The sequence below is a fragment of the Reyranella sp. genome, assembly GCF_965279465.1.
Lineage (GTDB): Bacteria > Pseudomonadota > Alphaproteobacteria > Reyranellales > Reyranellaceae > Reyranella.
The window spans coordinates 2,315,764-2,342,666 of the sequence record NZ_OZ257242.1 but is presented as its reverse complement, the minus strand read 5'-3'; the positions used below and the strand labels follow the sequence as shown (position 1 = coordinate 2,342,666).

General features: G+C 65.8%; 19 protein-coding genes and 1 pseudogene. 7 read left to right on the top strand and 13 right to left on the bottom strand.

Annotation, left to right across the window (positions count from 1 at the left end):
• Positions 1-295: 295 nt before the first annotated feature.
• The 4 genes and pseudogenes from ACQY8M_RS11395 to ACQY8M_RS11380 form a co-directional block, all read left to right on the top strand.
• Positions 296-1,363, top strand: a pseudogene (locus tag ACQY8M_RS11395) (ATP-dependent DNA helicase); the annotation flags it as partial.
• A gap of 350 nt (positions 1,364-1,713) precedes the next feature.
• Positions 1,714-2,166 carry a DUF2924 domain-containing protein gene (locus ACQY8M_RS11390; RefSeq protein WP_428671951.1) on the top strand — a complete coding sequence of 151 codons (453 nt, stop codon included), beginning with the start codon at positions 1,714-1,716 and terminating at the stop codon, positions 2,164-2,166.
• 68 nt (positions 2,167-2,234) lie between these two features.
• Positions 2,235-3,479: a recombinase family protein gene (locus ACQY8M_RS11385; protein ID WP_428671949.1), complete on the top strand. Its 1,245-nt coding sequence runs from the start codon at positions 2,235-2,237 to the stop codon at positions 3,477-3,479.
• The gene (locus ACQY8M_RS11380; RefSeq protein ID WP_428671947.1) at positions 3,476-3,871 is read left to right on the top strand and encodes a hypothetical protein; all 396 of its coding nucleotides are present in this window, start codon (positions 3,476-3,478) and stop codon (positions 3,869-3,871) included. Before ACQY8M_RS11385 ends, ACQY8M_RS11380 begins: the two co-directional genes overlap by 4 nt.
• A 281-nt stretch (positions 3,872-4,152) precedes the next feature.
• Here ACQY8M_RS11380 and ACQY8M_RS11375 read toward each other — a convergent pair whose 3' ends face one another.
• The 13 genes from ACQY8M_RS11375 to ACQY8M_RS11315 form a co-directional block, all read right to left on the bottom strand.
• Positions 4,153-4,641 carry a hypothetical protein gene (locus ACQY8M_RS11375; protein ID WP_428671945.1) on the bottom strand — a complete coding sequence of 163 codons (489 nt, stop codon included), beginning with the start codon at positions 4,639-4,641 and terminating at the stop codon, positions 4,153-4,155.
• A 44-nt stretch (positions 4,642-4,685) separates the two neighbouring features.
• Positions 4,686-5,375: a DUF3482 domain-containing protein gene (locus tag ACQY8M_RS11370; protein WP_428671943.1), complete on the bottom strand. Its 690-nt coding sequence runs from the start codon at positions 5,373-5,375 to the stop codon at positions 4,686-4,688.
• 108 nt (positions 5,376-5,483) lie between these two features.
• Complete coding sequence (locus ACQY8M_RS11365; protein WP_428671941.1) at positions 5,484-6,701, bottom strand: hypothetical protein; 1,218 nt, start codon at positions 6,699-6,701, stop codon at positions 5,484-5,486.
• A 72-nt stretch (positions 6,702-6,773) separates the two neighbouring features.
• Positions 6,774-8,042 (bottom strand): hypothetical protein, encoded by a 1,269-nt coding sequence (locus ACQY8M_RS11360; protein ID WP_428671939.1) that lies wholly within the window; start codon positions 8,040-8,042, stop codon positions 6,774-6,776.
• Between the two features lie 15 nt (positions 8,043-8,057).
• The gene (locus ACQY8M_RS11355) at positions 8,058-9,866 is read right to left on the bottom strand and encodes a S1 family peptidase (protein ID WP_428671937.1); all 1,809 of its coding nucleotides are present in this window, start codon (positions 9,864-9,866) and stop codon (positions 8,058-8,060) included.
• Positions 9,867-10,037: 171 nt separating this feature from the next.
• Positions 10,038-11,765: a formylglycine-generating enzyme family protein gene (locus ACQY8M_RS11350; protein WP_428671935.1), complete on the bottom strand. Its 1,728-nt coding sequence runs from the start codon at positions 11,763-11,765 to the stop codon at positions 10,038-10,040.
• On the bottom strand, positions 11,758-12,963 hold the full coding sequence (locus tag ACQY8M_RS11345) for an FtsX-like permease family protein (protein ID WP_428671933.1): 1,206 nt from the start codon (positions 12,961-12,963) through the stop codon (positions 11,758-11,760). The genes ACQY8M_RS11350 and ACQY8M_RS11345 overlap by 8 nt, the downstream gene beginning before the upstream one ends.
• Positions 12,960-13,673 (bottom strand): ABC transporter ATP-binding protein, encoded by a 714-nt coding sequence (locus ACQY8M_RS11340; RefSeq protein WP_428671931.1) that lies wholly within the window; start codon positions 13,671-13,673, stop codon positions 12,960-12,962. The genes ACQY8M_RS11345 and ACQY8M_RS11340 overlap by 4 nt, the downstream gene beginning before the upstream one ends.
• A gap of 44 nt (positions 13,674-13,717) precedes the next feature.
• Complete coding sequence (locus tag ACQY8M_RS11335) at positions 13,718-15,685, bottom strand: vWA domain-containing protein (protein WP_428671929.1); 1,968 nt, start codon at positions 15,683-15,685, stop codon at positions 13,718-13,720.
• A complete protein-coding gene (locus tag ACQY8M_RS11330) occupies positions 15,682-16,713 on the bottom strand; it encodes a hypothetical protein (RefSeq protein WP_428671927.1) in 1,032 nt (343 codons plus the stop codon). The genes ACQY8M_RS11335 and ACQY8M_RS11330 overlap by 4 nt, the downstream gene beginning before the upstream one ends.
• 22 nt (positions 16,714-16,735) lie before the next feature.
• On the bottom strand, positions 16,736-19,411 hold the full coding sequence (locus tag ACQY8M_RS11325) for a virulence factor SrfC family protein (RefSeq protein ID WP_428671925.1): 2,676 nt from the start codon (positions 19,409-19,411) through the stop codon (positions 16,736-16,738).
• A gap of 30 nt (positions 19,412-19,441) precedes the next feature.
• Positions 19,442-22,387 (bottom strand): virulence factor SrfB, encoded by a 2,946-nt coding sequence (locus ACQY8M_RS11320; protein ID WP_428671923.1) that lies wholly within the window; start codon positions 22,385-22,387, stop codon positions 19,442-19,444.
• A gap of 1,223 nt (positions 22,388-23,610) precedes the next feature.
• Positions 23,611-24,528, bottom strand: a complete 918-nt coding sequence (locus ACQY8M_RS11315; protein ID WP_428671921.1) for a LysR family transcriptional regulator — start codon at positions 24,526-24,528, stop codon at positions 23,611-23,613.
• Between the two features lie 109 nt (positions 24,529-24,637).
• Here ACQY8M_RS11315 and ACQY8M_RS11310 point away from each other — a divergent pair, with 109 nt between their 5' ends.
• The 3 genes from ACQY8M_RS11310 to ACQY8M_RS11300 are packed head-to-tail and all read left to right on the top strand — an operon-like array spanning position 24,638 to position 26,505.
• Positions 24,638-25,012 (top strand): hypothetical protein, encoded by a 375-nt coding sequence (locus tag ACQY8M_RS11310; protein ID WP_428671920.1) that lies wholly within the window; start codon positions 24,638-24,640, stop codon positions 25,010-25,012.
• Positions 25,013-25,046: 34 nt separating this feature from the next.
• On the top strand, positions 25,047-25,502 hold the full coding sequence (locus ACQY8M_RS11305; protein WP_428671918.1) for an SgcJ/EcaC family oxidoreductase: 456 nt from the start codon (positions 25,047-25,049) through the stop codon (positions 25,500-25,502).
• A 16-nt stretch (positions 25,503-25,518) separates the two neighbouring features.
• Positions 25,519-26,505: a Bug family tripartite tricarboxylate transporter substrate binding protein gene (locus ACQY8M_RS11300; RefSeq protein ID WP_428671915.1), complete on the top strand. Its 987-nt coding sequence runs from the start codon at positions 25,519-25,521 to the stop codon at positions 26,503-26,505.
• Positions 26,506-26,903 lie beyond the last annotated feature (398 nt).

Here is a 26,903-nt window from a genome sequence, read left to right as displayed (position 1 = left end):
CAGCCGTGAGCATTCTCCGTCTGCTCCGGCCAGGCTCTCGGCCGCGAAGTTCATCCGCTTTTCGGTCGAGAGCCACCCCTGCGGCTTCAGGGCGGTCTCGGCCGCTACCAGGTCCGACGCGTATGCCAGCAGGATCTCGTAGTGCCTCCAGGCAGCCCCGAGCGCCTCGCGGTGATCGACCAGCCGGTCGCCGTCGCACTCTTGCCAGCAGTAATCGGCGGCCCGCTCGACATCGCCGCGCGGTCCAGCGGCATGCCCGACAGCGCCAGCAGATTCTTGAAGAGCCAGGGCAACATCTTCAACGCGCATGACGGAGGCAACTGGCTTCGAAGCCAAGACCATTCACCGGCTGCTCGAGGTTGATCCCAAGGGTGGTGGCTTCAAGCGCAACCGACAACCCGCTCGACTGCGATCTGCTGGTCATCGACGAGACTTCGATGGTCGACATCATGCTGATGCAGGCGCTGGTGAAAGCCGTTCCTGACGATGCCGCGCTGCTGATCGTGGGCGAGTTCGACCAGCTGCCGTCCGTCGGCCCGGGCCAGGTCCTGGCCGACGTGATCTCCTCTGGAGCGGTGCCGGTCGTCCGATTGACCGAGGTGTTCCGACAGGCCGCCAGAGCCGGATCATCTCCAGCGCGCACAGGATCAACCAGGGGGCGATGCCGGATCTTGCGAAGCCGAATGGCGACAGCGACTTCTACTTCGTCCAGGCCGAGGATCCCGAATCCGCCGTGCTGCGGATCGTCGAGCTCGTCAAAACCCGGATCCCGGCGCGCTTTGGCCTCGATCCCATCCGCGACATCCAGGTGCTGTGCCCAATGAACCGCGGTGGCGTAGGCGCCCGTTCGCTCAACATCGAACTGCAGAAGGCCCTGAACCCCGCCGGCGAGCGCAAGGTCGAGCGCTTCGGCTGGACCTTCGCGCCCGGCGATAAGGTCATGCAGATCGAGAACGACTACGACAAAGAGGTCTATAACGGCGACATCGGCTACGTCGACGATGTCGACCCGGATACCGGCGAACTGATTGCCAGCTTCGACGGTCGGGCGGTCACCTATGGGTTCGGAGAACTCGACACGCTGTTGCCAGCCTACGCAGCGACGATTCACAAAAGCCAGGGCTCCGAATACCCGGCGGTGGTGATCCCGGTCCTCACCCAACACTATGCGATGCTTCAGCGAAACCTGCTCTATACAGGCGTGACGAGGGGCAAACGCCTGGTCGTCCTGGTTGGGCAGAAAAAGGCCGTTGCTATCGCGGTGAAGAACGTCTCGGGCCGGCGACGGTGGTCCGAGCTCAATGAGTGGCTTGGTGCTTCCCGACGCTCCGCCGCACCGGGTCTCGCGAGAGCCGTTCAATAGTGAGCAGCCGCCTTCCGCCGAGACCTGCGCCGATCTCGCAGTGCGCATACCCGCATAAACACGCAGAACCCCGCACAGACCCGCTCATTGCGGCCAACATGATCAGGCAGGAGAATTTCCAACTAGATTGGTCACACCGCAACTTCGGTGCGATTGATCGTGAATCCTCTTCACCCTGAACAAATGACAGCTGACGAGCGCATCGCCGAACTCGGCGAGCGGCTGGCGCTCGGCCTCATGCGTCTCCACGCGCGTAAGTCCAGTCGACTATCTGCCGACCATGGAGACAGTTCCGTCGACTTCCTGCCCGACCAGAGCGGTCATGCCGACGCTCCGAAACGGAGAACGGCATGAAGGAAAACGACACCGTACTGGCTCGCGTCGCCGCCCTGAAGGCGATGCCGACGCCCAAGCTGAAGGAGCAATGGCGAGCGCTCTTCGACACGCCGCCCCCGCCCTACAACAGGCGCTTCCTCGAGAGCCGGCTGGCGTACCGCATTCAGGAACTGGCCTACGGCGGGCGGAAGCCCGAGACGGTCCGCCGGCTCGAGCAACTTGGCGAGCAACTCGACGGCGGCAACATCACCGTGAGGAAGGTGCGTGGCAGCGACCTGCCGATCGCCGGTACTCGCCTGCTTCGGGCGTACCAGGGCGTCGAGCACACAGTGACGGTAATGGAGGACGGCTACGAGTGGCAGGGCCGACCGTACAAGTCGCTTTCGGCGATCGCGCGAGCGATCACCGGCACGCGATGGAACGGGCTGGTCTTCTTCGGCCTGAAGAACCGGCGAGCCGCGGCATGAAGAAGCCGGTCGTCCGCAAGCTCCGTTGCGCCATCTACACGCGCAAGTCGACCGAGGAAGGTCTCGACATGGAGTTCAACAGCCTCGACGCCCAGCGCGAGGCCTGTAGCGCCTACATCGCCAGCCAGCGCGCCGAGGGCTGGGTCGAACTGGCTGACCAGTACGACGATGGCGGCTTCTCGGGCGGCACGCTGGAGCGGCCCGCCCTGAAGCGCCTGCTCGATGACATCGAGGCCGATCGTGTCGACGTGGTCGTCGTTTACAAGATCGACCGACTGAGCCGGGCGCTCATGGATTTTGCCCGGCTGGTCGAGGTGTTCGATCGGACCGGCGTGACCTTCGTCAGCGTCACCCAGTCGTTCAACACCACCACCAGCATGGGGCGGCTGACGCTGAATGTGCTGCTCTCCTTCGCCCAGTTCGAGCGCGAGGTGATCGGCGAGCGCATTCGCGACAAGGTCGGGTCCTCGCGCAGGCGCGGCATGTGGATGGGTGGCTTCGTGCCGATGGGCTACCGTGTCCAGGACCGCAAGCTGGTCATCCATGAACCGGAGGCCGCGGTCATTCGAATGATCTTTGAGCGGTTCCTGAAGATTGGCTCGGCAACTGTGCTTGCCCGGCAGCTCAGGGCCGACGAAGTCCGCAGCCACCGCGGGCGGATAATCGACAAGGGCAATCTCTACCGGATCCTGCGCAACCGCGTGTACGTCGGCCTCGCCGTTCACAAGGGCATCGCCTATCCCGGCCAGCATGCGCCAATCATCAACCAGTCCCTCTGGGACAAGGCGCAGTCGATCCTGCGCGAGAGCCCGAGGATGCGCGCATGCCGCTCGCGGGCGCCGACGCCGGCGTTGCTGAAGGGGCTACTGTTCGGTCCAAGCGGCCGGGCCATGAGCCCGACCCACAGCCGCCGAGACGACAAGCTCTATCGCTACTATGTCTGCCAGGCGGCGCTGAAGGGTGAGATCTCCGACGCCGCGATACGGCGCGTATCGGCCGCTGCGATCGAGGCCGCGGTGATCGAGCAGCTAAGGATTCTACTCAAGTCTCCGGAAGTCGTCATGGCAACGTGGCGCGGGGCAAATGCCCAAGGTGCTGAGTTGCCAGAGGAAGCGATACGCGAAGCGCTGGAGCGCCTCGATCCGCTGTGGAAGGAACTATTCCCGGCGGAGCAAGCCCGCATCGTGCAGCTGCTGGTGCAGAGGATCGAGCTTAAGCCGGACGGTCTGGAGTTGCGGCTTCGAACGCAAGGGTTGGGCCACATTGTGCAAGAACTTGGGGCCATCGGTGACGTCGTCCGGAGAGCCGCATGATGCCCGCACCAGATGCAGCCATAGTCACCATCAAGGTCCCTTTTGCCGTCCGTAAGCGCGGCGGTCGCAAGATCGTATTGGCGCCTGACGGCATGCCCGTGCCGCCTCTGGCGCCTGAGATCGACAGAACATTGCTCAAGGCAATTGCGCGCGCGTTCCGGTGGCAGAAGATGCTTGAGACTGGTCGGTACACGACGATCAAGGAGATCGCCAAGGCGGAGAAGATCAATTCATCCTATATCAGCCGGGTGCTAAGATTGACGCTCTTGGCCCCCGCGACTGTGGAATCTGTCCTAGACGGGCGTGCAGATGCGGCGCCGACACTCGCGGAGGCGATGAAAGTATTTCCCGCGGAGTGGAAACTTCAGAGAGGTGCGCGCCTCGAGGCATGATGGCCTCGAGAATTGTGTCGGACACCCTGTCTGAACTTGTCGCATTCAGTTACGCATCCCAATCAGCCCCGGCGCTGTCGGATGATCGACTACGCGTCTCAATGTCCCGGCGATATCCCGTCCGTCTGGATAACAGGCCGCGCCAGATCGGTTTTTGCTCCATCTCGATTGCGACGCTCGGGCTGTTGGCCCACTGCTCGATTGGTTGTGGATGCTCCGCCAGTCGATGCTGCCGGCGCCTACCCGGAACTAGTGCGGGCGACAATTAGCTCAAAGTTCCCTTAAACCGCTCCAAGCCGATCCAGCGCAACACCGATTGCACGGGTCCGTTCTTCGAGATTACGCAACGTTGCCGTCGTTACGGCGGTGCTGGCGTCCTGCGCGGCACGCCGCTCCCGCTCGAGCGCGTCGAGTTCCTTCTGGAGCCGAGCGGCCTCCTCGGCAGATGAACCCGACGGCGATCCAGCCCGCAGGGCAGCCAAGCGCTCCTTCTGCCGCTGCAGATCGCTTCGAACGGCCGCGAGCCGTTGCTCGGCGGCCTGCACCTGCACCTGGGTACGCGCGGCGTCCGCGTTGGCCGCTCCCAGGCGTGCCTCCAGTTGCTGCTTCTTTCGCTCGGCATCGGTCGCGCTTTGTTCCAGGCCGGCGGCGCGCCTCTCGTCGCTACCGCTCACCGCTGCGCCGATCCCGCCGAAAAACCCGCGTTGACTAGCCGGCGTGTTGCTGGTGTCGGCGCAGGCCGATACCGCCCCACAAACCGCCAGCGTCATGAGCACTTCGCGCCCGAAACCAAGGCATCGCACGCAAGCTGCCATCATGTCGTCGGGATCCGGTTGAGCTTCTCCTCGATCTGGTCGGCAGATTGCTCGAGCCGCCGCTGCGCGGCGCTCATCTTCGGCTCCTCGGCCATGAGTCCGGGCACCTGTTGGCTGCTCGTGACGATCTTGCTGCGCGCGCTCTGTGCGTCGTTGGCGCTTTCCTTGATGAGATCGACATCCTTGCGCATGCCGGACGCCTCGGCGCGATACTGGGCAGCGGTGATCTGGTTCGAGCGATACTGCTGGTCGAGCTGATCCAGGCGGGCGCGATTCTTCACCGCAAGCGCCTCCGAGGTCACTGCCCGCGATTCGAGATTCTGGGATGATTCCCGGGCCGCAGCGATGCGCTGCTCCGCGCTGAGCTCGCGATTCTCGAACTTGAGATTGCGATCCGCGACGGCCACTCCGGCAAGACCTCCCACCGCGGCTCCCAGCAGCCCTCCGACAAGAGCCGCCGCACCTCGGTTCGAGCCACCCGCGGCAAGGCCGATACCTGCCCCCAGTGCCGCACCCGCAAGCGCCCCCGTGGCCACGGTCCGGTTCCAGTTTTCCTTCTGCTGACGCAGCGCGGCCTGCTCGGGAGTCAAGCCGACTTCCGGTGTCGACGTCGTGACACAACCACCAAGCAACGATGCACATAGGACTACAACCAAGGCTTTCCTGCCCCATGATGTCGTCACGCTCATGTCCATGTCTCCCCCCGGTGCCCGAGTAACATACACGCCCCGCCACCCGCACCGGTTGATCCTAGCGATTATCAATCGCAAAATTCAATCGGAATCTGCAGTCACCGTTCATCGTGCAGGGCACCCGAGATTGTAGCGCCAGATCGTTGTGGCGACTCCGGGCGTTCCGGTCACTTCCACGTTGACGACGTAGTCGCCGGCCGGTGCGTTCGGAGGCGGATTCCAGTCGAACTCGAAGGCGCCAATTCCCGGGACGAAGCCTCGAGTCTGCGCCAGGACGCGACCTTTGTAGATGACGACGATCCGATCGGGCGCCTGCAGGGTGTTGTAGTTGAGTCGCACGCGGCCCGGCTGAGGGCCGAGATAGTGCTTGGTGTTCGTGATGCCGGCGCCGCCGCTCTGCGTCTCGACATTGCAGGGTTGCGTGTTGGGCGGAGGGCGTGGCGCGGGGGCCGGCGGCGCCGGCGGAAGTGGCTTGGGCGGCTCGACCTGCGCCCGAGGCGGCGGTGGCGGCGGAGGTGGAGGCGCCACCTGCGGCCCCGGCTCGGCTTTCTGCACCGGTGGGGGCGGCGGAGGCGGCGGTGGAAGAGTCGGAATCGGGCAGGCCGAGCGCTTCTCGCCCGCTTCCTGTTGCAGCGAGGCCAGCCTGCGCCGCAACTCCTGCTCGCGCTTCTTTTCGGTGTCGAGCTGCAGGAACGCCTGCTGATCGCCGGGCGCGATCCGGCATACGGCCTCCGGCGGATCAAACAAGGCGACGAGGAGCGGCGTCGCGACGGCGGCCATGCCGCCCAATACCATCAGGGCGAGCAGCGACAGGACCGCCGCCCAGATCGGAAAGGCGACGCGGCGCTCGGCTGCCCGGCCGTCGTCCAGCACGCGCAGCAGGCCGAGGCCGGACGGCGCCGTCGCAGGCGTCAGCCCCCACGCCGCGAGCACCGGACGACCTTCACGGGCAAACACCAGCTCGAAGCTCGGGATCTCGATGGCGCCTGAAACCAGAGCGGGCCAGCCTGCACTTCGGGCCGGATCGCGCTGTGCCGCCTGCTCGGCCGCGCGCCGCAGCAGGCTGATCAACCGGCCGATTTCGGCACGCAGCGCGGTGCGTCCTTCGCCGTCCAGTTCGTCGAACCGGGCGACGCGTCCCTCCGGCATGACGTATTCGATTCCGGCGGCGGACTGCCGCGGCTCGCCGAACAAGCCGGCCGCCTCCGGGCCCGCGGCCTGCGCCAGCAGGGCGGTCAATTGGGCGTGCGCGGTCGCGTGGTCAATTCCGGCGGGAAGAGAGACACGATGTCCGAACAGCGGAACGACGGCCAGGGTCTGCATGCGGCGCCTAGCGCCTCCCTCGTCTCGCCTGCGACGGCTGTCCGTCGACGATGCCACGTCCCGGCTTTGTCCTCATCGCGCGCCCTCGCGGAAGAACCGATGATTCGTCACGCCCGGTCTCGACTCGTCCTCGCCGGTGTTGTCGCAATGGGCGGTACCGTCGGCGTCGGGTCGGCACTGCGTCGTCGCGGCAGAGAACGTGCCGCCATTGGAACAGGGTGCGCGATTGGCCTTGATCTCGAGCTTGGTGCCGTCGAGCCGAGCTTTGGCCAGCCCCTTGCAGGTGCTGCCATTGGCATAGGTCAAAGTGCGCTGTCCGTTGCCGTCGGCATCGAAGCAGAAAGTGATGGTGATCGGCTTCTTGGTGAGCGTTTCCAGGATTCCGGCATCCGATTTCCAGCAGCCCTCGAGGAACTTCATCGGCGTCGGACCCGATTTCTCGGTCGGGATCTTCAACTCGTTGCTGCCGACCGTCGGCGGCTCCTTCTTCGGTTCGGGCGTCTGCGCGGGTGTGGGCGTGGGCGCCGGCCGCGGAGGACATGCGGCCCGGCGGTTGCCCATCTCTAGCGCCACGCGGGCAATCTGATCGCGCAGGCTGCTTTCGCGCTGGGTCTCGGTGCGCAACTCGTCGAGCAGTGCGACATCGGACGGAGCGACGACGCACTGCGCTGCCGTTGCCCGAAACAGATGCAGGGGATCGAGCAGCAGGAACAGCAGCGGCAGGAACAGCAGCAGGCACGCCAGCAGGAGCGCCCCCAACACGTACTTCCACGCCTGCGATACCGGTGGCGGCGGCGGCCCGACGATTCGCATTGGGCCAGCCCCGGCGGCGCCCTGCGGAGCAGGCCCGCGCGCCGCGCGCGACGGAAGCCTGCCGATCAGCAGCTCCGGATTCATCGCCGCATTGACCAGGGTGTGCCCCCAGGCGACCAGAACGGGCTGCTTTCCGACGACCCGAATGTAGTCGGACGCCGGCGTGATCAGGGCCAGAGCCAGCATCTCGCCGAGAAACCGTTCTTCTTCGCGGCCGCTCTGGCGCAGCCGCTCGCTGGCCGCGCTGATCTCATCATGCAGTCGCGTCAACGTCGCTGTCGCCGCCTCCCGCTCGGGCGGCGCCAGGGTGTCGAGGACCGCGGCCTCTCCTGGCACTGACGCATACCAGTCGGTGACGCCCCGGTTGGGATCCTGGTTCGGCTCGGCGAACAGCGCCGCGTGCTCCGGCCCGAGCGTATGGCGAACGAAGCCCACGATCTGGTCCCAGGCGTGGATCGTGCGCTGTCCGCCGGTGCCGAGGGTCTGCAACTCGGCGTTGACGGTCGTGGCGATCAGGATGCCATCCATCTCGGGATCCCGCCGCTACTTGGCCGTCGGACCGGCTTGTGGCTTGGCCGATCCCGGCACGGCACCCGACGGGTCGGCCGCGGCGGAAGGACCGGGTGCCGGCGCACTGGCAGCAGCGGGACGGCAGTCGCCCGGGCGCTGCTGGAAAGACACGCCTTGCTGCGTCAGCCACTGCATGATCGCATCTGACCGCAAGGCATACTTCGTCCTGTCGACGTAACGGTCGGCGGCAGTGACGAACGTGTTGATGCCGAGCACCGCGCCGCACAGGTCGACAAGCGGCCCGCCGCTGTTGCCGGCCGAGATGTCGGCGGAGTGCGGAATGATGGTGAGACCGTTGGGCAACTGCTGCATGGAGCTGATGCTGCCTCGGGTCAGGACGAGCTCCGGCGCTCCGGTCAGGTGGCCTTGCGCCAGCTCACGGACGGCCTCCTCCTGCTTGATAATCGCCGAGGGATATCCGGCCGCAACGACGTCAGTCAGCTTCTCCACTTTCTCGCTGAACGCCAGCGGCTGGGCGCCCGGCACGAGCTCGGACAGGCGGACGACGGCGAAGTCCTGGCCGCCGACAGCGACATGACCGCCGTCCGCACCGCGGGTGATCGCCGCTACCTGCCCCCGGAAAACCCGGCCCATCGCCTTGGACGTGACGTACACACGCCCGTCGGCGGCATCCTGCACGACATGCGCATTGGTGACGATCGTATCCGTGTTGACGAAAAATCCGGTGCCCGAGGTGATGCCCTTCGGCGTCTGGACGACGATCCATGCGGTAGCGTGCTCGAGAAGGCTCGCGAGCGATCCGTTGAACGGTGTCGGCGCCTCCCCTTTCTTCTGCGGTGCCGGCGTCGGCACCGTGCTGGGGTTGATCGGTTGCCGTTCCGGCAGCGGCGCCACACCGCCGCCCGGACCGCCGTTCGGAAAATCCGGCGAGCAGACATTCGCCGACTCCAGCAGGCGCCGCGCATTCGCCAGCTCGCGCTCCAGGGCCGCGTTCGTGTCACGCTGCGTCTGGATCGCCAGCTGGGCCGACTTCTCGTCGCCGAGCGATGCTTGGAACTGGCGGCTCGAGAGATCCTTCACGAAGTGCGACCAGGCCAGCCAGAATCCGAGTATGAGAAAGAGGGCTGCGACGGCGGCGAACAATGGCACCAGCCAGAAGCTTTGCCGCCCGCGGCCGGCACCGGTCGCCGGTAGCGCGAGGGGCATTGCGACCGCGGCGGCGGTCCTGCCGGCCGCCGCGCCGGCGGCTGCCGACGCCACGGGCACTCTCGCGGGCGCAGGCGCCCCGACGGCGCTGCTGCCGACCGGGCGGCTCCCCGAGGGCACCTCCCTGAAGAAGTCCTCGGTGATCGCGGCGAGCCGCGCGCTGTAGTCGCCGAAGATCGAGCGCACATGGCTTGCGAGAGCCGCCGGATCCTCGCTGAGATCGGCCGGGGCGAACCCCCATTCGGTCAGGACCACGGCATCGTCGAGCGTCAGGACCGACTGCAGCGAGGGCACGACCAATGCCCGTCGCAGCAAAGGTCCCATTTCGCGGTCGTCCAGCAATGGATCGAGCGCCTCCAGGGCCCGCGTCAGAAGAGTTCCTGCGGCGGCCTTGCTGGTAAGCGGAAGGTCGGCCATCGGCACCGGCTCGCCGCTGCCTTCGCCATACCATGAGCGATTCGTGCCGCTTTCCACGGGCTCGGCAAACAGCTGAAGGGACTGACCCCGGAGAAAGGCCGCGATCCGATCGTACGCCGCCGAAACCGGCTGCCCCTCGTACGTTACCGGGCGGAGCGCCGAAATATCCGTCTTGAGCACGAGACGAGGTATGGCCATCTTTCCCCCAACCAGCCCTCGGGCGTCAGCGCCCGAACCGTCGCTCGGGCACGCGCCGCACCCCATCACCGATCATGCAATAAAGGCTGCCTGCATGCAATCGAAGGGGGCCGCCTGCCCCGCTCAGACGGGCATCGGTCGTCATTCGAATCGCGCTCATCCGATTCAAGCTCATTTGCGCGTCGGCGGGCGCTGCAGAGCGTTCGCGGTGGCGATCAGATCGGCCTCGACCTGCGCGGGCGGCGGTGGAGTCCCCGCTTTCGCCGCTTTCATGTGTCCCAACGCCACCCTGGCGAAGGCGATGAGATAGCCATCGCGCGACTGCGGCTCGAGTTCCTGGATGACGACCTTGCCTTCCCGATCCAGCCCTTCCCGATCGGCCATGCCAGCCGCCATCGTCACGACTCGCTGATACTCGGACATTATGGACGCCATCGCCGCCGATCGTCTGGCCGTGTAGTCGGTCATCATCTTGGCGATCTTGTCGAATGTGTTGGCGATGTTGCGCGTCTGGTTCTCCTGGCTGCGCACTACGCCGCGCACCGAGTCGTCTCGAACGCCTGCCGCCAGCTTCTGCTGGCTCACAATCAGTTCCTGTAGAGCTGCGCCGACGACCTTCTGCCATTCGGCAATCCCGGTTGCGACGTCCTGCGTCGTGCGTTCCACCACGATCTGGCGGGCGCTCTGCACCGCCGTCCTGATCACGCCGCGCAGCACCAGGGCGTCCTTCTCCCTCATTTCGCGGTTGGTCGTCTGCAACGATGCCTCTAGGCGCTCCAGTCCGGACTTGAGCTTGTCGTCGGGCACGTCGCGCCGGAGAAGCTTGAGCAGCTCGACCGGATCGTCGGCCGCACTCGCGTTCGATTGCGTCTCCTCGGCAAACGCCTGCTGCATGGCCTTCACCTCGCCGTCGCTCGTCGTGGTCGTGCGCGCCAGGACCGGCCTGAAGCCGATCTGCGGCGAGCGCGCCGGCTCGCCGGTCGAGGCACTGAAGGCCGGCACTTCGCGTCTCAAGGCGCTGCGGATTCGTCCTTCGGGAGTAAGATAGTCGCCGCCGCGCGCGACCGGGCTGCCGGCCAGGCCGTGGGCACGGCCGACCCTGTTCAGCCGATAGGGCTCGATCATCCATTCGGACACGTTGCCGAGGATGTCGAAAATCCCCAGAGGATTAGGCTCCAGCCGGCCGATCGGATGGGTGGCGCCGCCGGCCGACTTCGTTCCCTGGAACCAGACGTAGCGCTGAATGCCCTCGGGCATCCGGAATGTCTGGGCGCCGAACTCGACATCGTCCTTCGCTTCGTTGCCGCCCCGCGCGGCATATTCCCATTCCGGCTCCGTGGGCAACCGCACGAAGGCGATGGCCTCGCCCTCCCGGGGCAACGCCTGCCGGGCGTTCTTCATCAGCCAGGACGACAGCCGGACCGTGAAGGTCACGGCTTCGTGCCACGCGACATTGGCCTTGGGCAGCCGGCCGCCGGCAGTCGGCAGCGCGCCGCATTCGGCGTCGGCGACCGCTGCATACTGGTCGACGGTCACCTCGTACTTGGCGATGAAATAGCGGCGGGGCGCCCCCGGCGTTGTGCCGGCAAAGCCGCCGGCAACGAACGAGCGGTGCAGGAATTCGCTGTAGTCGGTGTCGGGATTGCTCCATCCCAGCATGGCTTGGCGATCCGAAAGCGCCCCTGGCGGCGCCGGCGTCTCGACGGGTCGAAAGGCCATGGCACCGCCGCAGGGCAGAGGCAGCACCAGGTCGCCGGGCAACGGCCTGGGATTCCACGCCTCAACGGGCCAGGTCGGCGCGCCGGCCTGAGCCATGGCGTTGCCCGAGGCAATGACGCCGCACAGGACGGCGACCGCAGCGGCCGTCCGCCGCCATTGATTTCCGGATCGTTCAGGCATCTGCCAAACCCTCCGCCGGCATGATCGCCGCTGCCCGCCTCCCCGCAAACGCGGCCGCGAAAACGGCGCCCACGATCGAGATCGCGGCCGCCGCCAGCAGATGCCACGGTTCGATGAGGCAGAGGGGACGCCCTCCATCCTGCGTCTGGTCCACGAGCGGCAGCCGGTTGAGCAGGCCCGATCCCAGGATCGCCACGAGGGCCGCAACCGCCGCCCCGATCGCGCCGACGGCCGCCGCCTGCAGGATGGGCAGCAGCATGACGTTGCGCTTCAACAGGCCGATCAGGCGCAGCAGCGAAAGCTCGCGCTGCTTTCGTTCGACGTTTGCATAGAGCCCGACCCCCAGGGACACGAGGAAGCCGACGGCGCCCAGGGCAGCGAGCAGGACGAACAGCAGGTTGAGGCTGCGCTCGAGGCCGAGGAGGCCGAGGACCTCGGCGGCATGAGTTTCGACTTCCACATCCTGCTGCCGCAGGGCCGTATCGAGGATCGGGACATCCTCGAGCCTGCGCGTATGGGCCCGAAACCCTGCATAGGTTCGCCCGCGCACGGCGACGTCCGAGATACTCGCGTTCGCCGCGATCCTGCCGTCCATGAAATCGTCCGCCAGCAGCATAAGCGGGAGCGAAACGAAGACGGCATCGCGCGCGAACGAAGCGCGGGGCGCGACGCCGACGACCGTCAGGCGCTGCGTCATCACCTCCGTATCCCGGGCGCGCGAGACACGCATGACGAGAGTCGCTCCCGCGGAAACGTCGAGGCGCGCCGCGAGCGACTCGCTCAGGACGGCTTCCAGGCCGTTCGGCGACGGCAGGGGGCCGAGAAGCGGATCGCCCGCTCCGCTCGCCAGGAGCTCGCCGCGGCGCACCTGCCCCGGCCGATCCGGTCGCTCGAAGCGCGCTTCACTGTTCAATGTCCGCAGCCGTGGCGCGACGAACACGACGTCCGGGCGCGCCGCCAGCCGCTCGAAGAAGGCGTCGTCGAACCCGCGGTTGGCGCTGTTGACGACGGTCCTGGTCCGTGGATTCTCGATGAGGCCCGCCCGCAAGCCTTCGATCAACCCGTTCTTCAGCCCGAACAGGAGAATAAGTGGAGCCAGCACGGCGGCGAGCGAAGCGATAGAGCAGACGGTGAGCCGCGTCTCGTGGAGCAGATCGCGGAGCGACAGATACGCCACCAATCCGACGCGGTTGCTCACGAGGGCCTTGCCGTCTGCACGATCCGCGACAGGACCGAGCTTTCGGCCTGCTCCGCTCCGGCCGAGCTGTTGACATCGACGATCTCGAAGCCCTTGCGGGCTGCCAGTTCCGGGTCGTGCGTGGCGACGACGACCGTCGTCGCTTCCTCGATGCACTGCTCGACGAGCAGGCCCAGGATCTCCGCAGCGATCGAGGGATGGACGCTGGCGGTCGGCTCATCGGCCAGCACGAGATCGGGCCGGTGAACGAGCGCGCGCGCGATCGCCGCCCGCTGGCGCTGGCCGACGGAAAGGGCCGCCGGAGGGCGATCCAGCAGCCTGGCGATTTCCAGCCGCCCGGCGACGTCCTCGACCCGCTGGCGATCGACCTCGCCCAGGATCGACTGTCCGAGGGCGATGTTCTGGCGAACCGAAAGATACGGCAGGAGGCCACCCTGCTGCAGGACATAGCCGAGGTGCGCGGCGCGGATGGCGGTCAGGCCGTCATCGTCGCCGCTGTCCCACAGCGCGCCGATGTCATAGCCCTGGCCGTGGCGCTGGAAGAAATGGAACTGGCCGACCCTGGCGGGCCTCCGCGCGAGCGCGAGCAGGTTCATGATCGTCGACTTGCCAGAGCCGGACGGGCCGGCGAGTGCGATCGCCTCGCCGCGCAGGACATCGAACGCATCGACGAGGAGCGTGAAGCGCTCCCGTTCGCCGAGGACGCACACGACGTCCCGCAAGGAAAGAACAGGCCCGCCGTTGTCCCCAGGCGTCATGGGAGCTGGTCGATGGGCAAGGGATAGAACGTGTCACCGCCCTGGCGGCCGTCGATGTTGACCCAGAGCGAGGGCTGACCGTTCAGTTCCTCGTACAGCCTGAGCTTCGCGGACAGGCCATTGATCATCTCGGTGCGTTCGCTCGGCGCCATGCCGTCTTTCCATTGATCGGGCGTGATCTCCATCACCGGACTCTCGTAGGGAAGGTCGCGGAGGAAATCGCCGAACATGCCGGCGAGCCGCTGCGATTCGACAATGCGACGCGGGTCGCGCGCGGCAGCGGCCGTGGCCGCCCTGACCTGGCCGAAGAAATCCTGGGGGGACAGCTTGTTCGCGTTGTGGGTGGCGATGATCGTCTTCACGGTCTTCGCGAGATCCGACAACTGGTTCTTGGTGATCAGGACCCGGACGTCGAGGGGCTTGCGGAAGGGCTTGGGATCGACGGGATCCTCGTCGAGCACGAAGCTGCGCACGACATCCGGTACCGTCTGCTCGCGCGAGCGGCCCAGATAGGCCAGGCGCATCGCCGTGCCCACGACCTCCGACTGGGCCGAAATTTGCCGCTCGGTTGCCGTCTGGGCCGGACGAATCCCGCCGATCGGCCGTCCGACCGCATTCGACACCTGCTGCAGCAAGGCGTCCGTCAGCGAGTCGACGACAGCCTTGAAATCCGACTCGCTGCCTCCCGGCACGGGATAATAGAGGCTGCCGGCGCCGGAGAACTCCGTGAGCTCGCGGTATTGCCGTTCTGCCCGCGCATGGTTGTTGTTGCCCTTGCCGACGGGAGTCTGCAGGTGGATCGCGCTGATGGCGACCCGCTTTGCTTCGGAACGCGCCAGGGCCTTGACCTCCGGAATCCCGAGATGGGTTTCGCTCAGGGGATCATGGGCATCGCGCGTGCCGGCATCGGTGATCAGGATGAGGAAGCGACCGGCGAAGTCCTGCCAGTTCACCTTGTCCAGGGCCAGCTTCACCCCGGCGAGAGCGTCCTCGTCGAAATCCTGATTGTTGGCCTTCGCCTCCTGGATCTTGTCGATGTTCTCCAGGACCTTTTCGGCGGGATCGACGAAGCTCGGCAGGTAGAACGGCCTGGTGACATACTCGAGCGCCGCATTGCCCTGCATGGCATCGCGGTAGGCGATGATCCCGAAACGAAAATTGTCCCGGACCGCGGTATCGCGCATGCGGGCGATGACCCGGCGTATCGCCGCGCGAGTCTGCTCGATGTACGGCCCCATGCTCGTGGTCGAATCGATCACGAAAACGATCACACCCTTGTAGTTCTTGAGCGCCTCGGAGTCCGCGATCGGCCGTTGCGGCGGAGGTGACGCGGGTGCCGATATCACCTCCAGCAGCCGCGCCCGCTCCGTCCGCTCGTTCTCGATGCGCTGGGCCGACAGGATCGGCAGGAAATAGAACTGCCGCGTGATGTCGACAAACGTTTCCGGCTCCAGCGCGACCACGTTGTCGTCGCGGCCCGCCTGGACTTCCTGGCGAAACCGGGCCACGGCGGCAGGGCGTTCGGGGGCCTTCAGCCACAGGTCCTTGAGCGTTGCCACCTCGCGGAAGAACATGGCCCGCTCGCGGCCTGCCGGATTGTTGAACGCGAGAACGAGATTGTGCTTCCAGTCGATCGCTTTCGACGCCTCGACCCAACCTTGGGTGCGACCGTCGAGCGCCGATCCCACCTCGAGCCACTCGCCTCCGTCAGGGCGTGTGTAGACGTAATAAACAGAGAAGCCGGGAACGGGGCGCGAGGACGATGCTCGTTCAGGTCGCTCGAACAGCGCCGCACCGGGCCTCAGGATCACCCGCTGGAAAAGTCCATCGAGGCCCTGAACCCCCAGCGGACGCCGGGCTGCGGCTGGAGCCGCGGTCGTCTGGGCTGTCGCAGGCAGGATCGACGCCGCGAAGCCGGCGAGCAAGCCGAGGATCATCCAAGAGACAACGAATTGTCTTCTCATGGCCAGAAATCCTTCAGTGCAGTGGCGGCGGTCCCGTTGCCCTCCGCGGCCTCCTTCTCGAGGCGCTGCCGTAGCGACTCGCGTGGTGCAGCCGCGCTGGCGTCGCCCCGGGTTACCGCTTCCTTGTAGTAGCTCGCCGCGGTCCGGCCGTCGGGATTGCGGAACGGCTTGCCCGGTTCGAAGCCGTTGGGATCGTACATGCGCGCCAGCGCCGTGGACGCGGCCGCGACTCCGCGCTCCGCGGCCTGCTCGAAAAGCTGAAGGGCATCTTCGTAGCGGCCGGCCTGAAAGCGCCGCTGGGCGACGGCGAGAATCGCCTCCCCATTGGATGCACGCTGGACGACCTCGATCACCGTCAACGGGTCGGTGCCCTCCGGCCAGCCCGGCACCGGCATCGGCGCCGGCGGGTCATCCGCTTTCTTCTCGGGAACCGACTTCTCGGGCTTCGGCACCAGCTGCGGCTTCGAAGGCTCGCCGAACACGAACCATGCCACCGCGCCGGCGACCACAAGGAGCAGCAGCACTCCCGCGGCAACGTAGATCGGGCGCCGGTTCGGACCGGGCGCGGGCTTGACGACTTCCGGAGGTTTCTCCGGCTTGATCGGCTTCGGCGGATCGGGTTCCTGTGGCTTGTCCAACTTGATTATCGTCTGTTCGTCAGCCTCCCGAGGCTTGGCAGCCGCCTTCTCCGGCGGCAGCTCGCCGTCGAAGATGTCGATGTCGTCGGGCCAGAAGACGTGCTGGTGCACGCGAAGGGACGGAATCCTCAGCAGGTAGGGCGCGGACTCCAGGTGACGGGTCACCTGCGGACCCAGCAGCAGTATCGTGGCATCCGCCGTTCCCGCGACTTCGGCTGGAACGAGCTCCTCCTCCCGGACTTGCCAGCCGCGGTGACCCAGGTTCTGTTCCTGATACCCTTCGCGACGAATGATGACCCCGGGCGCCGTCTCCGGCGCCGCGAGCGGCGAGATGACGATCCGGGCGTAGCCCGGCCGCTCAGCCACCTTCTCCACGCGGATGTCGACCATACCCTCCCCCGGCGGCAGGCCCCTAGGCCGTTGCCGCAGACCTCAACGTACCGAGCACCTTGCCCAGCCGCTCGTTCGACGCAACATCAATCATGAGGCCCTGCGCGCCCCTCACGTTGTCCTCCACGGCGCGGACGAAGCTGGTCGCCCAGTCGACATAGAAGACGGAATCATATGGCAGCGGCACCTCGGACAGCACCGGCATGTCTTCCGCCGGCGCCGGCGGAACGAAGACCGCGCGCTTCTCGCGGCCCGCTTGCGGCCGCTTGTCCGGAGCGGCCTTGTCGAAGCCGAGCCAGGTGACGAAATCGTTCAGGTTGCGCTCGGCAACGATCACCGGCTTGACGAGTCGATCCGCCAGCCGCTCCTGATAAGCCGCGCGGCTGCGAATCTCGGCGGCGATCCCTCCGCGCAGGTTATGGCGCCGGGCGGCGGCGAACACATGGCTCACCAGGATCGAGGCACTTTCCTTCTCGATCCGGAAGATGGACGGCACGTCGTCCTGCGCCGCCCAGCGGTTCATGCGTTCCAGCCACGTCCTGACGGCGGCGTCGGCAAAGACGTCCGCCATGTCGTTGGCCTCGTGCACTTCGTCCTCTTCCTGCTTGCTGGCGGCAGGCGGCGGTGTGGCAACTGGTTCGTCGTCCTCGAACCCGGCGTCGAAGTCGTCGGCCATCGTCTTGCTGCTGGCGCGCCTGCCGACCGGCACGTTGATGATCGACGGGGCCTCGGTGGCAGCGAGCTGCTGGCGCCGAAACACGTGGCCGAGCTCCTCTCCCGTGACCTGGAGCTCGCGCAGCAGCACGCCGAAGGCCTGCGCCTGGGCGCAAGCGAGCAACTGGCGGCCGACGATGCGCGCCTCGTTGCGCCGCTTGGCGAGCTCCTGGTCGATGTCGTTCGAGACGAAGTAGGGCTCGAGCTTGCCGATCAGCCGGCCGGCGAGATCGACGAGCTGGCCCGTGACCTGGCGCCGCTTGAGCGCCGGATTGCACACCGGCCCGAGCCGCTCGGCGATGTAGGCGATTCCGCCGTCGTTCAATGCCAAGCCGGCATCCCAGGCACGGCCGGGATCTGCGAAGTGCCGCCGCACATCCTCGTTCGCGACGAAGTTCGTCCGCAGCATCGCCAGCCGGTCGGGTTCCCGGAAACCGAGCTCCATGCCGCCGGTCTCGTAGTCCAGCAGGCCCTTGTCGACGATCGACGGATTGCGCAGCCAGAAGATGTTGTTGAACGGACGCCCGTCCACCCAGTCCTTGATCCAGGTGTGGCTCTTGCCGAGAAAGGAGAAGAGCGCCGTGTCCAGCCTCGTCGACCAGCGCTCGACGCTGTCGTCGCGCTGCCCGGCCTTGATGCCGAACTCGGTGTCGAACATCGTGAAGATGATGAACAGCGCCTCGGTCTGGTTGCGCCGCTTCTCCGGCGACGCGCCGTGCGTGCTGGAGATCCAGTCGTAGACCATGTGCGGCACCTGGGCGACGTCCTGGTTGCTGTGCTTGAAGCACAGCAGCATCGACGTCAGCTCCTGCTCCGCCAGGTAGCGCTGGTACAGGTACGAGACCTTGCCGCGGCGGACCAGCAGGAAGATGTTCTTCTGCGCCTCCTTCTCGGCATCCTGCGCCTTCTCCACTCCGCGCGAGCGTGCGCCCGGAAAGTCCAGCAAGTCGGTGTACTCGAAGAATGGAAAGGGCGTGTCGGCAAGCTGGAGCTGGAGCTCGGCGATGATCGCTGTCAGCACCGAGCGCGGCAGGTCGGCGCGCCGGCCGGCCCGTGTCGCCACCGTGACCTTCGATCCCGCCCCCGACTCGAGGCCGCGCATGGTCTCGACGTCGATGACGCTGGTTTCCCGCGGCTCCACCGCCGCCAGCGGCGCAAATGCCTCCTCCGGGAAGCCGAGCGACGCCAGCGCCTCGACCATGGCCGTGGCCACGAGCGTCATCGTCGGCGTCGACTGCCAGAGCAGGGCGAAGAGCTCGACGCGGTCGCGCACCGGCAAACGGGGCGCCAGCGACTCGATCTCGTCCCAGAACCCCCTCAGGGCAGTGTGGCAGACATGGTTGCGGAAGTAGCGATCGAAATATTCCCGTAGGTCGTAGACGTCGTCCTCGCTGAGATCGCCGACCGGACCGGCAGCCGCGCGGGGGCGCAGCCGCGCGAGCGTCGCCTCGATGACGCCATCCTCCAGCGGCGTCACGCTGTCGGGGTCGAAGTCCGCCATGAAGGCGTTGGCCATGATCTTGATCACGTCGGTCTGCGACAGCATGCGGAAGCAGACCGGCATGCCCGGCAGGCCGTTGGTCGGCCGGATCGTGAAACGCGTGACGACGCCGGTCGACTCCTTGTTCCCCGCCGGATTGAGGTCGCGAACGAAGTCGCGGATCTCGCCGCCGAACGTGATCCTGGTCGATTCCACGCCGCGGCGGGCCAGCGAGCCCACCAGGTAGCTCTTGCCCTGCTGGCTGGGCCCGAAGACGGAGACGCACATCGGACGGCGCGCGGCGACCGCGAGCTTGCGCGCGTGGATCGCCTCGCGCCGGAACTCGCGGGACAGCACCGGCTTGAGGTCGTTCATCTGGTCGCTGGCGCCGGCCAGCCAGTCGACCGCGTCCTGCGCGGCCCGGGCAACCGCCTCGCACCGATTGGCCAGCGCTTCGTTGGCGGCTGCTTCCTCGACCGCCGTCGGCCCGCCCGTGGATACCATCGGATTCTCCCTCAACCTCTGGACCGAGGGCTACGGAACGGCCAGGGCGCCGGTGTCGCGCCAGTAGCCGGCCTCGCTCTGCTCCGTCTGCAGCCGCATGACTACATCGCTCTTCCTCAGCGTGTCGCCGGCAGCATCGACGATGCCTTCGATCGAGAATTCCTCGCGCAATTCCTCGGCATTCCCGCGGCCTGCCATCACCCGCGCGGGATTGGTGTCAGATCGCAGGATCGTCAGCCGGAGCGGCAGCTTGAGCTGCGGGATGCTGTCGGGATTGCGGTATTCGAGCACGTAGAGCTTGGCTGCCGGCCAGCGTTCCAGCGGAAGCTGGCGGAAGCCGAGCGAAACCGGCGCCCGGAACTCCATCTCGAACTTGATCTCGGGCGCTTCGCCATCGGCGGGCAGCGCGGCGACCTCGCGATCGGGATCCTGCAGCAGGACGTTCGACTGCAGGATCTGCCCAGACAGCTCCATGCGTCCGAGAAAGCGCGCCGTCGACTTCATGGAAAGCGAGCTCGTGCGCATCAGGAAGCCTTCGAGCCGTCCTTCGGCCATGGCGCAGAGCATGGCGCCGACGGCAGCGGTGGTCTTGGGATCGTCGACCCGGCCTGCCGCGTCACGGAAGGGATACCAGCTTCCGGCCATGTAGTGATGCAGGCCGACCACCCGGTGCGGCGGCACCGGCAGCTTGGCGAGCACGAGATCCGTTACCGCACGCAGGCGCGACGGCCGGCCCGAGAGCAGCAGCCAGTCGCAACCGAAGGAATACACGACCTCGCACATGTCGGCGATGGACGGGCCGAGTGCCGCCTGGACCACCGCATCCATCCGCCGCGCGGTAGCGGAAACCTCGACCGCAGCGATCGAGAATTGGTTTGCTCCGACGCGAACGGCCTGCTGCTGGAAATATCGCGAGGAGGCGGAAACGTCCTTCCCCTTCAGGAGCGCGCCAATCGTGGACCGCAGGATCTCGTTGGCGTTGCGATCCGCAACCTGCTCGTAGGCATGAATCATCGCCAGGCCAACCGGCTCGAGGACCTGGGAGACGAACTGCCGCCTCAGGTGACGCTCCTGCTCGCTCTGCGCTCCACGGTCGCCGCCGAGAACTTCGCGCAGCAATGACTTCGCATCGCGCGCGCCCGCCTGCGAGAGGGCATCCTCGATTTCCGGCAGCACGATGGTCTGGATCACTTCCTGCAGCACCTCGTCGCCAGCGGTGCGGAAACCCTCGCGGAAATTCTGCTTCGGCTGAATGTGCTCACCGCCGTCCGCCACATAGGTGCAGATCATGAGGTCCGTCGTGCCGCCGCCGATATCGATGCTCGCGATGCGAAGCGACGGACCGGTCCCGTACAGTTCCCTTTTCTGCCCGGTCAGCGCAAAGAAGCTGCCGGGATCCCCCTTCAGTCGCTGCGCCGCCTCCGCATAGAGGAAGACGAGCTGCGTCGCGGTTGCCTCGTCGAGATTGGCGACGACACGCGGCTCTGGAGTCACGGCGCTGGCCCCTGGTCCGCTCCATCCACGCATATCCCAGGCGAGCTTTACGGCTGCTTCCGCCCGTTCCTTGAAGATGCGCTGTTCGGGAAGCGCCATGGCCGGCGGCATCGTGAGCAGGATCCGGCGCAGCCGTCGCGGCACGTCCGGGAAACTCCGCGAATAGCGGGTTTCGACCGAATTGATCTGTCCCAGTACCTGCAGCAACACCTCGGCCAGCAGAAACGTCATCAGCGACGAGCGGCTGAAGCGCGCCCGCACCGCGAGTTGATTGACCCGGCGTTGCGCGCGCAGCACCAGGCCCTCCTCGGACACGAAGGCCATGAAGCTTCCGCTGACCGGAGGCTCCGTCGTGATGCCGTCCGGCGCGACTCCGTTGAAGCGCCACACCTGCGTTCGCGGCCGCTCGTCCCAAAGATAGCGTTTGGGCGATGACAGGCCGGTCGCTCCCTCGGTGCCGCGCGAGGCAGCGGAGAGGCGCACGGCTTCGGGGCCGACGCGCAAGGGGCTTGGCCACTGAAAGGCGTTGCGGCCCGACCGGCGGCTGAGCACCTCCTTGCCGAACGACGCGCGCGAAAACTCGACGCGGCTATCAAACGGCAGGGCATAGCTGTTCTGAGGCCGGCTCAGGTCGCGCAACTGCAGTGGATAGCTGTTGTTCAGGTTGAGCCGCGACGCGCGGTCGTCCTCGACCAGGATGCCGCAGGTTCTGGTATTGCCGATGTCGAGCACGAGATCGACACTGATCGGGTCGTAAGACCGGCTCTCCGAAACCACGTCGACTAGCCGCAATCGCGGCAGCAGGCTGGCCTGTGCCAGGAGTTCCAGGAGGCAGATATACCGAGCCCAATGCTCGCAGGCCCGCCCGCCGACGATTTGCCGGCCGTCGCGCAGAAGCTCCTCGAGCCATTGCGACAGCCAAGGCTCGATCAGATACCATCCGAGCGCCTCCCGGTCCGAGACAAGGGCGAATTCGCCAGCGCTCTTGCTGTCTTCCGGCGAGAGGGTGGTATAGGGCTGTGCCTTGTCGCGCTCTCGCAATGCCGTATCGAACGCTAGAACGGCTTGGTGAGTATTGCCATCGCTGTCTGGCTCCGCGAGGTGCACCAGATGGACGCGCGCCCAGTTGGTTGGGCCGTTCGCGTAGATCTCCTTGCCGCCGGCAGCGATTGCGGTAACGCCGAAATACGGCAGCGGCACCCACTGATTGAGGAAGGGCTGAAGCGCCTGGGGCTTGCCGACCGGGTAGATCTCCTCGTCCGGCGGGGCTTGACCGCTCACGGGATCGACCAGCACCCCATCCTGTTCGCGAAGGAGCCGGAGATTTACCAGCCTCGTCGCATCTGTCGTCTCCGCGGCAGGAAGCGGCTGCTCCCAGAACATGCGCGTGGCAAGGGTAAGCTTCGCGAGATTGAACCGTATGTCCAGAAACTGGACACCGCTCTGGGGAACCAGGCTGACGACCGTGGGCAAGCCACTCATGAAATTCCAATTCCCCCCAACTTGAGAGCACCATCCGCCGAGCACGCTCATCGACATACGAAACTGCCATAGCGTTCACGCGCTCTATTTGTTGTGCTGGCCCCTTCTATGCTCTCTCACGCGCAACCTCCCCGCGCCTATGTGGAAGCCTACTTTCCAGCGTCTGAACAAACAAGGCTTATGCGGGACTAGGGCGTGTCGTCAGTCGAGCCAAACGAGGGCGGAGACCAGTTGGATACTGACGGCGCTAACGCGGGACTCAGAGGATCAGCGTCGGCGCGGCTATTCGCGGAGAAGCGGATGACGTAGGTCGAGGCGTCGATCAGGCGTCCGGGCACGGCCAACGGCACGTAGTCGTCAGCATGGCCTCGCAGGAGACGAGCGTGAACGCGAGGCAGCGGCCGGACCGTCTTTGCGAGACCGCAGGCTAGGGCCGCAGCAGTTCGCAGAATTGCTACCAAAGGAGATTGTTCGCGTTCAGGCCATCTTGGCGCCCCTCGGGAAAGCTCGATGGCACAAAGGCCGCAACAGCCCGCTGACGGCTCAATGGCGCTAACTCGCAGCCGATGATTCCAGACGAAGGCGGCTCGGCGACCGCCGACGCGGACCTGAGCGGGCCGCCACGACTTGGTGCTGGAGAGGCCGTAGTGAGAGGCCAAATCATTCACCGAGTGCGATAGCCAGGGACGTCTTCCTTGAGCGTTGTGGCAGGCCCAGTACTGCGTATTGGAGCCTCTACATTATTAATTGAAATCAAGGAGTCGGTTGGATCTCAGTGGCGTTCGCTCTGGCGGACGAACTCAACACAAACCGCGCCAATTGTCAGTCATTGGGTCTCAGCTTTACCGTCCGCAGTGCCCGTGGCTGCTCTGCTACCCCTAGTCGCCTGCGCGGACCTGCCGATCCGTGCTGAGAACACCGGCTGAGCTGGCCCACCAGATCGGGCTGCGATTCGGCCCCCTTACTTGGACGCGCTGTTCCCGGACTCGCAGGCGGCACCACCCGCATCCTGCTGGCCTATGGCGCCGATGCGCAATGGCGCAATGCCAATGGGCGAACCCCGATCGATTCCGCACGCGACCATGAGTTCCACGAGGCGGCCGCTTTGACGGCGGCGAGCATTGCCACCTCGTTGATAACGCCACCTCCTTCCAGTTGCCGAAAGTCGGCAGTTATAGGCAAAGCGCCGTCGGCATGACGCCAAGCAAGTCTCACGCAGGTGCTCACGACGGAGCAATCGGCGTGCGTCGATGGCCCGCCCTCACCAGGGAACGGGCAAATTCGACGAATGATCGAACCTTTGCAGGCACGTTCCGGCGCCCAGGCAGTAGGGCATAGACGTCCTGCGATCCCGCGGACCAGTCCTGGATGATCGCCTCCAACTCGCCGTTCGCCACATGATGGGCTGCGGAAACGTCGAAAATCCTCGCCACACCACCTTCGCCGATGCAAGCGTCCGTCACGCCGACCCCGTCGCGGATCACGACGGCGACCGGCACTTCTACGGTCTCGTGCTCCTCCAGCCTGGTGAAACTCCATTGCGTCAGGAGTTCCTCGTCGCGGCGTCCTGGAGCGATGGCAACATGATCTCGAAGATCGCCGGGGTGCGCGGGACGGCCGCGGCGGTCGAGGTAGGCCGGCGCGGCGCAGGTGACGTACTCGGTAGAGCCCAAGCGGTTGGCGACGAGGCTCGAGTCGGACAATCGCCCGATGCGCAACACCACGTCGAGTCCTTCCTCGACCAGCGTCGACGGCGAGTTGGCGATGACGAGCTCGACGTCGACGCCGGCATTCTGCGCCAGATACTCGCCCATCCCCCGTAGCAGGAGCACGCGAAACGCCGGATGATATCCGACACGCAACGTGCCCGAGGGTCGGGCGCTTCCCTCGCGTGCCACAGAGTCGGCTTCCTCAATGTCGAGAAGTATCTGTCGGCTCCGGTCATAGTAGGCCACACCCGCCTCGGTCAGCGACAAGCGCCGCGTTGTGCGGTTGAACAGGGTACATTTCAGATCGGTCTCCAAGGCCGATATCACCCGGCTCACCACCGAAGGGGGTGCCTGGAGGAGATGCGCTGCGGCGGCAAAAGACTTTGCCTCTACGACGCGGCAGAAGAATTTGATCGCCCGAAACTTGTCCATCTGTCTCCCGTTCGGTCGGCCTCGACGCCGGGCATTGGTCGCAAATCTGCATCAGTAAAGTGCTCGACAACCCGTCGATCAACCCGCTGCGGCTGCATAGGTTCGCAGTATGGCAATCACCCTCCTCGACCTGATCGCAATCGCTTTCGGCGCCTCCAATGCCCTGAGGCTCGTGTCCTATCTCCCGCAGATCGTTGCAGTCGCGCGCGACCGGCACGGAGCGGCGACGATCTCGGTCTCCTGCTGGTCGATATGGATCGGCGCCAATGTCAGCACCGCCCTCTATGCCTGGGCCCACCTCGACGACCTTAGCCTCGTCGCGGTGAGCGTGCTCAATGCGGCAGGTTGCGGCACCGTGCTCGCCCTGGCCCTTGCCAAGCGGTTCGGCGCCAAACGACCGCTGGGCATACTGGCACTTTTCGAGGGCTGCATTCGTCGCAATTCTGCATTTGTGAAGTACCGCGCGTCGGATCGATTGCGGTAAGGGGCAAGCCTAATGTCGGCGAATGGTTTGTGGGATGACCGATCTTCTTCCGTCCTTGAGCGGCGCAATGCCCTGTGCAGCGCTGGCCGCCGAATGGCAGGACGCCTGGAACCGGCACGATGCGGGGTTGCTGGCACGGCTCGTGGCGGGCGATGTCGACTTCGTCACGGTGGCTGGCCGCTGGTTGAGCGGGCGTACGGAATTCCGCGAATGGCACGGGCTGATCCATCGCGCGCACCTGCGGGACAGCCACTGGACGAACCTCGCCTGCCGCTCCCGGCCCTTGCCCGGTTCCCTGATGCTCCTTCACCTGGAATGGCGAATAGACAACGAGACCCGGCTGGATTTGCCCCGCCCTCTGTCGCGGCTCGGTGTCTTCACCTGGATCGTTTCCAGGGAAGACAAGGCGTTGGAAATCGTGGCGGCGCACAACACCAATCTTGCCGAAAGCACGTCGCATCGTCTGGCGGGCGTCGGGCAATGCGAGTGACCAACAGGAGGCGGCCATGACGGCTTTAACGCGGCGGATCACCCTGGCGGCAGGGACCGCCTTCTGCTGCCTCGCGCCTGCCTTGCGGCGCTCTGTTGCACAGGTCTGGCCGGACAGGCCGATCCGTCTGTTCGTTGGCGGAGCGCCGGGAAGCGTGCCCGACACCTTGGCGAGAGTGATAGCTGAGCGTCTGGCGATGGCGTTGAACCAGCCGGTGATCGTCGAGAACAAGCCCGGCGCCGCGGGCAGCCTTGCGATCGGCGCGATGCTGGCGGCCAAGCCGGATGGCCATACGCTGGCGTTGGCCACGATGTCCCAGGCCGTGTTCAACAGCTATCTCTTCCCGAAGCTGGCCTACGATCCGCTACAGGACTTCGCCCCGGTTTCCCTGCTGGCGACGGGCGCCATGGCGGTGGCGGCCCATCCCGCCTTTCCGCCGACCACGTTTCGCGCATTCGTCGATCTCGCCAAGGCGCAGCCCGGCAGGATCATGTTGGGCACCACGGCCGTCGGATCGCCGCCGCACGTCTTCTGCCATCTCATGCTTCGTGCCGCGGGCATCAAGGTCACGATCGTTCCCCACACGTCGGGCGCCGAAGGAATGCGAAGTGTCATGCGCGGTGACGTGCAGCTCTTCCTCGATGCGCCGACCATCATATCTCCCCAGGTGGCGGCCGGCGCGGTCAAGGTGCTCGTGGTGACCGGGCGATCGCGCGAAAAGGTCCTGCCCGACGTCCCGACGATTGCGGAAGCGGGCTTGCCGGATGCGACCGCCGAAGCCTGGATCGGTCTGGTTGCCAATGCACAGACACCGCCTCATCTCGTCGAGCGTCTCAACGCCTCGTTGACCGAGCTTCTGGCTCTGGACAGTGTCCGTCGAAGGCTCGAAGGATTAAGCTTCGTGGCTACCGGTTCAACTCCGCAGGAATTCGCCCAAAGCCTCCGAGACGACCATGGGCGCTGGGGCCCAATCATCACGGCCAGCGGCATCAAACTCGAGTAGATTTCTGCAATCGGCACAGAAAGCAGCTCGGCATCGACTACGCCCAAGTTCGAGCTACTTGTTGAGAATGTCGTCCGAGGATCCGATTTTCCAGGCGGGCGAGTGGGAACAGGCGGCAATTCCCCCAATCCACCCGCACGATGCTCGGAGGGGTCTCATCTTGTGCTTGCTCGCAACCCGGCTCCCGCGCCAGAGACTCGAAATTACTCAATGAAATCAACGAGCGGGTTGGATTTCGGCGTCGCTCGCTCGTCCAAACTCCGGTTTCGAAGTACGCTTTTCAGCGACCGAAAAACGCGCGCCAAATCAACGGCTTACAGGAAGCGTACTAAAACATGCGAGTCATCAGCTTTGGAGAGAATGGGCCTGAGAGAGAGCCTTTGGGGCGTCCTGGGCTC

Coding starts and splice junctions, on each gene's coding strand:
- ACQY8M_RS11300 (WP_428671915.1), top strand. CDS start 25,519: ATGACGGCTTTAACGCGGCGGATCACCCTGGCGGCAGGGACCGCCTTC.
- ACQY8M_RS11305 (WP_428671918.1), top strand. CDS start 25,047: ATGACCGATCTTCTTCCGTCCTTGAGCGGCGCAATGCCCTGTGCAGCG.
- ACQY8M_RS11330 (WP_428671927.1), bottom strand. CDS start 16,713: ATGGTCGACATCCGCGTGGAGAAGGTGGCTGAGCGGCCGGGCTACGCC.
- ACQY8M_RS11315 (WP_428671921.1), bottom strand. CDS start 24,528: ATGGACAAGTTTCGGGCGATCAAATTCTTCTGCCGCGTCGTAGAGGCA.
- ACQY8M_RS11370 (WP_428671943.1), bottom strand. CDS start 5,375: ATGAGCGTGACGACATCATGGGGCAGGAAAGCCTTGGTTGTAGTCCTA.
- ACQY8M_RS11385 (WP_428671949.1), top strand. CDS start 2,235: ATGGAGTTCAACAGCCTCGACGCCCAGCGCGAGGCCTGTAGCGCCTAC.
- ACQY8M_RS11390 (WP_428671951.1), top strand. CDS start 1,714: ATGAAGGAAAACGACACCGTACTGGCTCGCGTCGCCGCCCTGAAGGCG.
- ACQY8M_RS11320 (WP_428671923.1), bottom strand. CDS start 22,387: ATGAGTGGCTTGCCCACGGTCGTCAGCCTGGTTCCCCAGAGCGGTGTC.
- ACQY8M_RS11380 (WP_428671947.1), top strand. CDS start 3,476: ATGATGCCCGCACCAGATGCAGCCATAGTCACCATCAAGGTCCCTTTT.
- ACQY8M_RS11365 (WP_428671941.1), bottom strand. CDS start 6,701: ATGCAGACCCTGGCCGTCGTTCCGCTGTTCGGACATCGTGTCTCTCTT.
- ACQY8M_RS11375 (WP_428671945.1), bottom strand. CDS start 4,641: ATGACGCTGGCGGTTTGTGGGGCGGTATCGGCCTGCGCCGACACCAGC.
- ACQY8M_RS11355 (WP_428671937.1), bottom strand. CDS start 9,866: ATGGCCATACCTCGTCTCGTGCTCAAGACGGATATTTCGGCGCTCCGC.
- ACQY8M_RS11360 (WP_428671939.1), bottom strand. CDS start 8,042: ATGGATGGCATCCTGATCGCCACGACCGTCAACGCCGAGTTGCAGACC.
- ACQY8M_RS11325 (WP_428671925.1), bottom strand. CDS start 19,411: ATGGTATCCACGGGCGGGCCGACGGCGGTCGAGGAAGCAGCCGCCAAC.
- ACQY8M_RS11310 (WP_428671920.1), top strand. CDS start 24,638: ATGGCAATCACCCTCCTCGACCTGATCGCAATCGCTTTCGGCGCCTCC.
- ACQY8M_RS11335 (WP_428671929.1), bottom strand. CDS start 15,685: ATGAGAAGACAATTCGTTGTCTCTTGGATGATCCTCGGCTTGCTCGCC.
- ACQY8M_RS11350 (WP_428671935.1), bottom strand. CDS start 11,765: ATGCCTGAACGATCCGGAAATCAATGGCGGCGGACGGCCGCTGCGGTC.